Raw genomic sequence first — 10,659 nt, forward strand, 5'->3', positions numbered from 1 at the left:
CGGCCTGAAAGGCACGGCGCTTGGCACCGCGCATCTGCGCTGCGGCTAAGCGCAAATCGGCAATCTGTTGCCCACTAATTTGTTGAGCACTTGGACTGGTGAAATCTTTCCTGAACACCCTAGCCCCTCCACCTCTCCCTACGTTATCTGTCTCTCCGCTATCGTACCTCACTCGCTCGGCTTTGGGTATCTTCTTTTCTCAAAATCACCCAAAGCCTCGAATTACAAATGGAAGAAGTGGCCGTTGCTTCTGTTTCTTCATGCGTAGGCGGGACGCTCCGCTCCTCGGGACTCACCGAACAACCGGGGATTATTATCGTTGCCATCAAGCGTACCTCTGGGAAGATGCTCTTTAATCCAGCCGCGGATGAGAAACTTGAGGCTGGAGATAGGGTAGTCGCTTTGGCAGAAGCGACTCAGTTGAAAGACATCGAACGACGATTACGCGGGGAAGGATAGAGGGACCTCCCTCTTCTTTCGGTGAATTCTTTCGTGTCGAGTCACGTCTAACCCTTTACTTTTTACCTAGTGCCGTATCTGCGAGGCACTCCACTTTGGTGGCGGGGATGGACATGACAGACGTTATGACGAAACACGAATTGCCAGAATTTGCCCCTTTTGCTGAACCCCCTCCAGCGGTGACTGAGCGTATCAATAAACAGCCGGAGTGCGCTCTTCTCTGGGCCGTGTTGGAGAATGGATTAGCGACGTATATGCGTTATGCCACGGCGACCAATCGACGTGGGAAACGCCTGTTTCATGAAGCCGAAACGTGGATTATGCAAAACGATGCCACCTGGCTATGCAGCTTCATGAATATCTGTCACGTCTTAGGGCTTGATCCTGAATATCTCCGTATGGGATTACGCCGCTGGCGTGCTGTACAGGGAACACGCCCGCTGCGCGAAGCGGCATAATCATGCGCCCAGGAGAGCGCTTGTCATACTTCCAGTAATCCCCACGCCTTTTCCCAGTCCGCCGTCTTGAATCTTTCGGTCACCGTCGTCAACGTTAAGATAACACTTTGCGGGCAGGGGAGAGAACCGTGCGCAAGGTGACGAAAGTCTGGGCTCCGATGTCAGAGCGGAAGCCTCCGGAAATTTTCTGGCGGACTTTCATCATGCGCAGATCGCGTTCCGCTTGATTATTCGAAAATGGGACGGTGGGATCAGAGAGGAAGCGCAGAGTATCCTCTTTATGATCGCGGAGACGGAGTAACAGACTGTGTCCTGTGCGGCGCCGGATCCGCCCGCGGTGTGTGGGCATGCCCGCGCCGAGTGGCGGTTGGCTCTCATGGAAAGCAAAGCCTTGCGCCAGAATGCGGTCATAGCGGGCGGACACCAAGCCAGAAACCGGGGGCTTACACTCCTCTGTTGCGCCCGCGTCAGATGGGCCACTTGCGAGAGCGCCTCATCCCGGTATTAGTGTACAGAATCTGCGGCTAGATTAACCAAACAATCTCCCAGGAGCACTGTAGCGAGTAGGCTGGCGGTTGACGAGTCAAAGGTGACAACAAGCGCGAATACTATCTTGCTCGTTCTCCTTCATGTTTGCTGCGGTGGGTTTATGCACTCGCAATCTGCGAAAACACATACGGCCCTTCGGGGATGACGGCAACAGTCGCGTCTTTTGGTAATTCTGCGCAAAGTGTGTCTATTGCACGTTGCGGTTCCTCGAATGCTGATCCCCATAAATAGCGGCGATCTTCAGCTGGAATGCCAGGCGTGCAGAACCACACCCGGGCTCTTTGCATAACCAGAGCAAGTTTTTCTAGTTGCCATTGGTCTATCACAACAGGTTCTTTTGCCATAGTCTCAAGACAACTTTGCGAATCAGGAAAACGCCGGACGAAGCTGGTAAACTCTGGACTACCAAGTCCTTCCTGGCAAGCAGCGGCAAGGAGGATCGTCCCACCGTGTTTCACGATGTGTGAAGCTGCGGTCACGCCTTTCACAGCTTGATAATACGTCAGATCAAGTGGATACCCTGCACAGGTGGTGATAACCGCATCGACTGGCTCAGCAAGCGAAGCAAGCGTGGTTGCGCGCACAAACTCAACTCCTTTGGCATGGGCGGCAACAGGATTACCAGCAAACACTTGCGCAATCTGCCGGGTGTGGGTTAAAGCGACATCAACAATAAAATCGTGCCGGACCATCTGAGCAATTTCTAACAGCTCATGATGGAGAGGATTGTCAGGAAACGAGCCTTCGACGACTTTGGGGTTACGCATGAAGAAGGGACTATGCAAACGTTTGATGGTCTCCTCTCCCGCGAGTCCTGGTGCAACCAGCTTGCGGCCACCAGAAAAGCCGAGCATCAAATGTGGCTCGATAAATCCGAGCGAAATATGTAAGTCGCTTTCGACAAAACGTCGGTCGATCAATACTCGCGTACCAGAACGCGTCGTGCCGAGGTCACTGTGAGACGCGGCATTGCGCGCATCGTGCGAAACGATGGTGTAGCTACTGAGAATATCCGGTCCAACGATGGTCTGTAATTCTTGCTCTGTTGCCGCGCGATGTAAGCCTGTAGCAATAAGAATGGTAATGGCTGAGCGTGGCACTTCAGCCTGTTCCAAGGTTGCTAATACGTGCGGTAAGACAACACGATTCGGCGCGGGACGGGTAATGTCACAGATTGAGATTGCCGCATTCTTTTTGCCACGAGCAAGATCAAGCAGTGACGGTGAGCCTATCGGCTGGCGCAACGCTTCACTCAGCGCATCGTCAGCAGATGGCACGGCAGCAGCAAATTTTGGCTCCAGGATATTGGCCTGAATATGCGATGGGATTTCAACTTCTGCGCCTTCACGACCGAACGCGAGCTTGACTTTCATGGTTGACATGACTCCTTTTCTTAGCGGTCAGCCATCAGCAATTAGCTGTCAGCTTTATACAAGGCAAACAAAGAAAAGGGGAGGAGGGGAAAGCTAAGAGCTAAGAGCTAAGAGATGCTCGGTTGACATCCTTCAGTCGCTCACAGCATAATTCCGCCCGGTTGAGAAACCTGACTCGCTAGAAATGGCAAAAGGAGGAGCTATGGCAAAAAGTGTTGAAGCACGCTTACAAGAGATGGAAGACCGTGAAGCGATCCGTGAGTTACCGCTTAAGTATTGTGACTTGGTGTGGAAACAAGATGTTCCAGGAATCGTGAGCCTGTTCACCGAAGATGGAGAGTTTGATGCGGGTGGGAAAGTGACACCAGCAAACGGGCGCGCAGAGCTACTCAAAGCCTATCAGGAAGGACTCGGATTGAACCCACGCCCATACATTCACAACCATGTGTTTGAGGTCCAAAGCCCAACCTGGGCGAAAGGCAATTGCTACCTGGATCTACGGGCGACGCAGGACGGCAAGAGCATGATCGCTTCAGGCTATTATGATGACGTCTACAAGAAAGTTGGAGATCAATGGAAATTCCGCTCGCGCAAGTTTCACATTCTGTTTTGGACGCCGTTGAGTGAAGGGTGGGCAGGGAAGAAGTAGGTCGCTTCTGATTTTTATTTCCCAGCAGAATGGGAGAATCGGAGACGGGGAGAACCGGTGACCGCCCCTCCCTCTTTTTTCTCCTCCGATTCGCCGATTCCCCGTTTCTCCCATTCAGTTTGAGATATCCCGTTTGCTCGATCAGTTCCTCAGAGTGGGCTAAATTTGCGTCGCCGTAGCAACCGTCCCCGTCCTGCAGACCCAAGCACCTTGCCGTTTTCCACAATCACCTCACCACGTGAGAGAGTCATGGTCGGCCAGCCGGTGACCTGGAAGCCTTCGTATAACTCGTAATCTGCGCGTGAGTGCATATCACGCTGACGAATCGTCACTTCTTTCTTGGGATCGAAGATAATGATGTCAGCATCGGAGCCGACTGCGATGGTGCCTTTCTGCGGATATAAACCAAACAGTTTGGCTGGATTGGTAGAAATCACTTCGACAAAGCGGTGGATCGAGAGTCGGCCTTTGCCAACGCCTTCGGAATAGAGCATGGGCAGAATCGTTTCCAGGTTCGACATACCCGGTAGTAACTCGTCAACGGTTTTACCGCTCTTCTTCTGTGCCAGGTTCCAACCACAATGATCGGTGGCGACCGTTTGTAAATTGTCCATGCGGAGACCATCCCACATCGCTTGCATTTGTGAGGCTTCACGGAGTGGAGGCCAGCCAAGGTAACGCTCGCCATCTGGCTCATCGAACCGTTCGCGTGACAAATGCAGATAGATTGGGCGAGTTTCACCGTAGATAATCTGTCCACGTGATCGTGCCTCGCGAATTGGGCCTAATGCTTCTTCACAAGAAAGGTGCACAAGATAGATTGGCGCGTCAGCGTAGCGTGCCATTGTCACTGCCCGTTGTACAGCAAGACCTTCTGCTGCACGGGGACGTGAGTCCGCGAAATACTTCACACCAAATTTGCCAGCGGCATTCAGTTGTTGGGTCAAGAAGGAGATCAGACATTGGTCTTCTGCGTGAATGTTGGTGACAGCACCGACTTTTCCAGCGCGGGCGATCACTTTCATATAATCCGCCGCCAGTTCATCGAACCGTGCCATGCCGATCATGAACAGTTTGAAACTTGTATGGCCGTCAGCCGCCGCATCGGCCATTTCATCAATGATTTTTTGCGTTGGTTCAAGAATGACCGGATGCAAACCATAGTCGATGATGGTTTTACCTTCGGCTTTCTTTTGCCAGGCTTCGATACTGCCTTGGATCGACTGTCCATGTTCAGGCAGAGCGTAATCAACAATAGTCGTTATACCACCACAGGCTGCAGCAGCAGTGCCGGAATAGAAGTCATCGACTGAGCGATTGCCGAGTAGTTCAAAATCGACATGCGTGTGAACATCTACACCACCTGGGAACAGATATTTCCCAGTTGCATCAATCGTCTTGTCTGCTGGTCCAAGCCCCTGACCAATCTGCTTGATTTTCCCGCTGTCTATGGCGACATCGGCCTGATAGATGTCACCGTGTGTTACAACCGTGCCATTGCGAATGACGAGATCCATACGACCCTCCCTTCGTACGCTGCTATAAAAGCGAGGCTGATTATAGGTCGAGGAGAAATTGTCGGGCAAGGACTGTACGTTGCGTGGTACGTGGCTGGTGTTGCGTGGTACGTGTTGCGTGGTACGTGTTGCGTGGTACGTCGTGCGTGTTGCGTGGTAAAATGTATGGCTATGAGTACTGTACGTTCTCCAAGTTTGGATTCCATTCAACTCACGTATGGCAACTATCTCCACGTTCCCCAACTCATCTCCCTGCAACAGCCTCAATCATCCCCACCGCATCACGATGAATTGTTGTTTATCATCACGCATCAGACCTACGAGTTGTGGTTCAAACAGTTACTGCATGAGCTTGACGCCATTGTTGCCAATTTGCAGCGCGCAGCGACAAGCCCTGGCTCGCGTGATGAGGTCTACGAAGCTGCACGTCTGTTACGGCGCTGTACGGAGATCGTGCGGGTGTTGGTACAGCAGTTTACGATTCTGGAGACGATGCTGCCTTCACACTTTCTCGCCTTTCGAGACAAGCTGAAACCTGCCAGCGGCTTTCAATCTGAGCAGTTTCGTGAGCTTGAGTTCCTGTGTGGACTCAAGGATGAGAAGCTTCTGCGCCTCCATGAGCCTACGCCAGAGATGCATGCCGCGCTTGAACGACGGCTACGTGAACCGTCGTTGCGGGATGTCTTCTTCGCTGCTTTGACTGCGCTTGGCACGGTTCAACCGTGTGCAGCCGAAGCGACAGAAGAAGAATGCTCGCACGCACGTGCATCAGGAATTGCTGCGTTGTACCGTGATGAACGTGGACACCGCGATTGGATCGATGTGTGTGAACGATTGACGGAATTCGACGAACTCCTGGTGTCGTGGCGTCTACGGCACATTCAGATGGTCGAACGAACGATTGGCGCACGCATGGGCACTGGCGGCAGTAGTGGCGCCTCGTATTTGCGTGGAACGTTGGATAAGCGTTTTTTTCCGGAATTGTGGGAAGCGCGAACATTAATCAATGAAGAATGAAAAATGCAAAATGTAAAATGGGGAAGAAACAGAAGGCCTTTTTGTCTTTCATTCTTCATTTTTAATTTTTCATTGCTCCGGAGGAGAGTGACATGGACGACTTACTTGCCTATCGCAAAGAATTTCCCATTCTCGAACGCACGGTCTATATGATTAGCCATTCGTTGGGTGCGATGCCGCGCCGCGTATACGATCGGCTGCATGAATATGCCGATATGTGGGCGACGCGCGGGATTCGTGCCTGGGCAGAGGGCTGGTGGGAAATGCCGGTCACCACCGGTGATAAAATCGCTCGGATTATTGGTGCTGATCCGGGGTCAGTTGCAATGCACCAGAACGTATCGGTGTGTCAGTCGCTGATTCTCTCGTGCTTCGATTTACGGCAGCAACGCAACAAGATCGTGTACGAAGCGATGAACTTTCCCTCGGTGATGTACGTGTATCAGACGCATGCCAAAGCCGCTGGTGCACCGGTTGTCGAGGTCCAGAGTGCAGATGGTATCACCATCGATACCGAGAAGATGTTGGCAGCAATTGATGAAGAAACGCTACTCGTGCCCATCTCGCATGTGTTATTCAAAAGTGCGTATATTCAAGACGCCAAAGCTATTATTAACAAAGCACACGCAGTTGGCGCCTATGTCGTGCTTGATACCTACCAGTCCGCAGGCACAGTGCCCTTCAATGTCAAAGAACTGGATGTCGACTTTGTCACTGGCGGATCAGTGAAATGGCTGTGCGGTGGGCCGGGAGCTGGCTACTTATATGTTCACCCGAAACTCCGCAACAAACTTGAGCCTCAGGTAACCGGCTGGATGGCGCACCGTGCGCCATTCGCGTTCGAGCCAGACATGACGTATGCCGATGATATTCATCGTTTTCTGCATGGCTCTCCGGCGATTCCTGCTTTGTATGCTGCCGAAAGTGGCTACGAGATTATCAATGAAATCGGTGTAGAGAGAATTCGGACGAAATCCCTACGCCAAACTGCACGACTCATTGAACTTGCTGATGCTCAAGACTGGAAAGTCAATTCGCCACGAGACCCACAAAAGCGTGGCGGCACTGTCGTTGTGGATGTTCCTCAGGCTGCCGCAGTTGTACAAGAGCTGTCGCGCCGTGACATTCTCGTCGACTTCCGTCCTGGTGCAGGTATCCGCATTGCCCCACACTTCTACACCAAAGACGAGGAATTGGAAATCACTATAAGTGAAATACGCAAGATTCTCGATACCAAAGCCTACGAGAAGCATACGGGTGGGGCGCGATTCTAAATGAGTCGAGGACGGAGTCTAGGCGTCTAAATCGGACCATGAAAGATTGGTACACTCGCGCTGTCACCCTGAGTGCAACGAAGGGTCTCTCGGAGAGATTCTTCGTTGCACTCAGAATGACACGATGTGGAGTCTGGAGTGTAAAATGTACGAATGTTCTCAGGTCTGATTTAGGCGTCTAAAAATAGGGAAGCCTAAGAACGAAATTGAGAACCAGAGAAGAGGAGGAGGTTCACTGACGAAGAAACCGGCGTACCTCTTGCTGCTTTCTTTCTCTTGACTCCCAGACTCTTCGACTCCTAGGGTGATTTCCAAAAAAGGGGATCCCTGAGATGTCGATGTTCTGCCGATAGTGGCAGGCACAGCCTGCCCACCAGTCACAACTTAAGCTGTTGGCAGTGCAGTAATTCCCTCTCCCTCAGGGAGAGGGCTAGGGTGAGGGGATGAAAACTCAGGGCTTTTGGCTTCTCGACTCCCTCATCCTGACCTTCTCCCTGAGGGAGAAGGAACCCATACTCGCAACGGAGCACCTAAAAACACAGCGATTTTTCCTTAAGTTGTGACTGGCACAGCCTGCCCTACCCAGAACCGGCAAAGCCACGTAAGGCGGGCTGTGCCCGCCCCCAGAGACTGCGGGATATTTTTTCCAAGAAATCGCCCTAGACTTTTCCTCGTCTCCCCAGCGGCGCGTGATGGGTTGACAACGACCCTGCTTTTGGCTTACGAGTAATCTTATCTAGTAGCTACGTTTAAGGAGGGTCACTGTATGGAATATCGTATCATCTCTGGCGATTCTCACTTCGTTGAACCACCCGATATGTGGGCTGCGCGCATGGATAAAAAATTCAAGGATCGCGCTCCACACACGGTCAAGAATCTCGATGGCAAAGAAGGGGAATTCTTTGTGTGCGAGAATATTACCCCGGTGCCAGTCGCAGGCTTCTTTGGCTCAGGGAAGAGCGCAGAAGAACTCCCGCAACACACGAAGAAGGGCTTTGAAGTTGCCCCGAAGAGCGTGTGGGACCCAGCCGAACGCTTGAAAGAGCAGGATCGTGATGGCGTGACCGCCGAGGCTATGTACACCTCAATGGGCATGTTGCTGTTTGGTCTGCAAGATGCGGAACTACGCGCGTCAGCGTTTACAGCCTTCAATGATTGGGCTGCAGAGTATGTGACCTATGATCCGAAACGGCTGATCGGTCTCGGTGCGATCACCCTGGAAGACATTCCGGCTGGTGTGGCCGAGCTGAAACGGATTGCTAAGAAAGGTCTCCGTGGCGCGCTGATTTGGGGTGCACCGCCGGAAAATCGTCCGTATAGCAGCCGTGAGTACGATCCGTTCTTTGCTGCGGCACAGGACCTCAACTTTCCGTTGTCGTTGCATATTCTCACTTCACGGAAGGGGCATGGCATCGACTTCAGCAAGATTCTCCATTCGTACATGAGCCTACCGCACGAAATCCAAATCACTCTGGCTGACATGGTATTTGGTGGCGTGTTTGAGCGCTTCCCGAAACTGAAGATCGTTTCGGCTGAAAACGACGTCTCCTGGTTGCCGCATTTCATGTATCGCCTTGATCATGGCTATGATCGTCTCCGCCATTTCGAGAACGTGCAACTGACTAAGATGCCGAGCGAATACGTGAAGAGCAACGTGTGGGCGACCTTCCAGTTCGAGGATACCTGGATCGATAACCTCCGAACCCTGGATACCAGCAAGATCATGTGGTCGTCTGACTATCCACACACCGATTCGCCGTGGCCACGCTCGAAGGAGTATATCCACGAGCATTTCACTGGCGCACCGAGTGACATCGTTGCCAAGGTCGTTGGTGGCAATGCAGCTGAACTCTACAGCATGTAAGTCACTAGGGGTTAGGGACTGGGGGTTGGGGGTTAGCACCCCTCCTCCAGCCCCTGGCTCCTGTCACACTTTTTATTAGCCCTCAATCCCTTTCCTTTTTTACCAATCCTAAACCCCTAACCCCCAACCCCGTCTTAGTAGGGGGTAGTCCTATGATCTACGCCTTTCATGATTGTGCGCTCGATGAGCAACGCTACGAGTTGCGGCGTTGTGGTGTTGCGTGCAAACTCGAACCCAAGGTGTTCGAATTATTGCTCTACTTGGTGAAGCACCACGATCATTTTGTCTCCAGAGAAGAACTCATCGAAGCACTATGGCCGGATGTGGTGGTTGGTGAGGCTGTCCTGACACAGTGTATCGCGAAAGCGCGGAAAGCTGTCGCTGATGACGGTGAAAAGCAGCAGGTAATCAAAACGCAACACGGGCGTGGGTATCGTTTCGTTGCTCCCATCAGCAAACATGAACAGCAAGCCCAAGATATCATTAAGACACTTCCAGAATCTGTAGGTTTCGCCTTCTTATCAAGGATGTTCCGGTTTCCTGAGCTCAAATTTTTCACCTGGGGAAGGCAATTGGCTTATGGCAGAAGTGCTGTGGCCGGGCTTTTCGGATTATTTCTCATTCTGGGAACGATCACGATGATGAGGGTCGTTTCCCTTTCTTCGCCAGTGTCAGCGAAACAAAACCGCTTCGCTACGATTGACCGAAGGATCAGTGAACACAGGAGCGAAAGAACTCACCATCGTGAATGGAGGCTTTCGCGCAACAATCCGGATGCCTCTTCATATGGCATACGAGCATGGGATTACTATGAACGCTTCATACCCGAAACCAATACGCAGGCGCGTCGGCTGTTCAAGCAAGCCATTGCCAGAGATCCGCAGTATGCTGCAGCGTATGTGGGAGTCGGGTGGACCTATCTGACCGAATGGAGTTCGTTGTGGACGTACGATCCACACAGTTTAGATAAAGCCTGGGCGTTCGCGCAAAAGGGATTGGCAGCGAACAACACCTTCGCTCACGCGTATATCTTGCAAGCGTATGTGTACCTCTTACAACGCCGCTATGAGCACGCGCTGACGGCAAGCAAAACTGCTGTGGCACTGGATCCAACGTGCGCGGATTGTTACGCGACCTTGGCAGACGTGCTCACGTTTACCGGACAACCACGCCGCGCTATCGACTTGGTGGGACAGGCCAGAGCGCTGGACCCTTCGTCTTCCGCAACCTATGCAGCAATTCTTGGGCGTGCTTACTATTTGATCGGGCAAGCCGATCTCGCGGTGGAAACGTTACGGCGGGCGGTCACCCGGAATCCAAACGCGTTAACTCCGCGTCTCACTCTGGCGCTTGCCTACAGCGAGGTTGGCTGTGGCCTGATGAACGAAGAGGAAACACGAGAGGCAGGAAGGAGGAAAGAGCGACACCCGATTTGTTCCGCGGGAGCAAGCAAAGAAGGTCTTGTGAGCGAGCAGCGATGGAGCTAAGAGCGACATAGG

10 protein-coding genes are annotated in these 10,659 nt (G+C 52.4%); 7 read left to right on the plus strand and 3 right to left on the minus strand.

The annotated features are described in order from the left end of the window. Positions 1-147 precede the first annotated feature (147 nt). Positions 148-459, plus strand: a complete 312-nt coding sequence (locus tag FJ147_24110; GenBank protein ID MBM4258972.1) for a hypothetical protein — start codon at positions 148-150, stop codon at positions 457-459. A gap of 113 nt (positions 460-572) precedes the next feature. Further along, positions 573-917 carry a hypothetical protein gene (locus FJ147_24115; protein MBM4258973.1) on the plus strand — a complete coding sequence of 115 codons (345 nt, stop codon included), beginning with the start codon at positions 573-575 and terminating at the stop codon, positions 915-917. A gap of 94 nt (positions 918-1,011) precedes the next feature. On the opposite strand, the gene FJ147_24120 is transcribed toward FJ147_24115, so the two are convergent. Together FJ147_24120 and larA are read right to left on the minus strand one after the other, a co-directional pair. Further along, a complete protein-coding gene (locus FJ147_24120) occupies positions 1,012-1,341 on the minus strand; it encodes a transposase (GenBank protein ID MBM4258974.1) in 330 nt (109 codons plus the stop codon). A gap of 223 nt (positions 1,342-1,564) precedes the next feature. Further along, entirely contained in the window at positions 1,565-2,839 is a 1,275-nt protein-coding gene (gene larA / locus FJ147_24125) for a nickel-dependent lactate racemase (GenBank protein ID MBM4258975.1), read from the minus strand. 184 nt (positions 2,840-3,023) lie between these two features. Between larA and FJ147_24130 the strand changes: the two genes are divergently transcribed. Further along, positions 3,024-3,488, plus strand: a complete 465-nt coding sequence (locus tag FJ147_24130; GenBank protein MBM4258976.1) for a nuclear transport factor 2 family protein — start codon at positions 3,024-3,026, stop codon at positions 3,486-3,488. A 149-nt stretch (positions 3,489-3,637) separates the two neighbouring features. Here the strand turns inward: FJ147_24130 and hydA are convergent, their stop codons facing one another. Continuing rightward, on the minus strand, positions 3,638-5,005 hold the full coding sequence (hydA, locus tag FJ147_24135; protein ID MBM4258977.1) for a dihydropyrimidinase: 1,368 nt from the start codon (positions 5,003-5,005) through the stop codon (positions 3,638-3,640). A gap of 171 nt (positions 5,006-5,176) precedes the next feature. On the opposite strand from hydA, the gene FJ147_24140 reads away from it, so the two are divergent. From FJ147_24140 to FJ147_24155, 4 genes are all read left to right on the plus strand, one after another. Continuing rightward, positions 5,177-6,022, plus strand: a complete 846-nt coding sequence (locus tag FJ147_24140) for a tryptophan 2,3-dioxygenase (protein ID MBM4258978.1) — start codon at positions 5,177-5,179, stop codon at positions 6,020-6,022. A gap of 92 nt (positions 6,023-6,114) precedes the next feature. Further along, positions 6,115-7,296: an aminotransferase class V-fold PLP-dependent enzyme gene (locus tag FJ147_24145; protein MBM4258979.1), complete on the plus strand. Its 1,182-nt coding sequence runs from the start codon at positions 6,115-6,117 to the stop codon at positions 7,294-7,296. 766 nt (positions 7,297-8,062) lie between these two features. Next, on the plus strand, positions 8,063-9,160 hold the full coding sequence (locus FJ147_24150; protein ID MBM4258980.1) for an amidohydrolase: 1,098 nt from the start codon (positions 8,063-8,065) through the stop codon (positions 9,158-9,160). A 152-nt stretch (positions 9,161-9,312) separates the two neighbouring features. Beyond that, complete coding sequence (locus tag FJ147_24155) at positions 9,313-10,647, plus strand: tetratricopeptide repeat protein (protein MBM4258981.1); 1,335 nt, start codon at positions 9,313-9,315, stop codon at positions 10,645-10,647. Positions 10,648-10,659: the final 12 nt, after the last annotated feature.

It is taken from the genome of Deltaproteobacteria bacterium (assembly GCA_016874775.1).
Taxonomy (GTDB): Bacteria; Desulfobacterota; Binatia; order Bin18; family Bin18; genus VGTJ01.

What these genes read in the sequence shown, in the direction of transcription:
- FJ147_24155 (MBM4258981.1), top strand. Translation starts at nt 9,313, where the DNA reads ATGATCTACGCCTTTCATGATTGTGCGCTCGATGAGCAACGCTACGAG.
- FJ147_24130 (MBM4258976.1), top strand. Translation starts at nt 3,024, where the DNA reads ATGGCAAAAGGAGGAGCTATGGCAAAAAGTGTTGAAGCACGCTTACAA.
- FJ147_24150 (MBM4258980.1), top strand. Translation starts at nt 8,063, where the DNA reads ATGGAATATCGTATCATCTCTGGCGATTCTCACTTCGTTGAACCACCC.
- FJ147_24115 (MBM4258973.1), top strand. Translation starts at nt 573, where the DNA reads ATGACAGACGTTATGACGAAACACGAATTGCCAGAATTTGCCCCTTTT.
- larA (MBM4258975.1), bottom strand. Translation starts at nt 2,839, where the DNA reads ATGAAAGTCAAGCTCGCGTTCGGTCGTGAAGGCGCAGAAGTTGAAATC.
- hydA (MBM4258977.1), bottom strand. Translation starts at nt 5,005, where the DNA reads ATGGATCTCGTCATTCGCAATGGCACGGTTGTAACACACGGTGACATC.
- FJ147_24140 (MBM4258978.1), top strand. Translation starts at nt 5,177, where the DNA reads ATGAGTACTGTACGTTCTCCAAGTTTGGATTCCATTCAACTCACGTAT.
- FJ147_24145 (MBM4258979.1), top strand. Translation starts at nt 6,115, where the DNA reads ATGGACGACTTACTTGCCTATCGCAAAGAATTTCCCATTCTCGAACGC.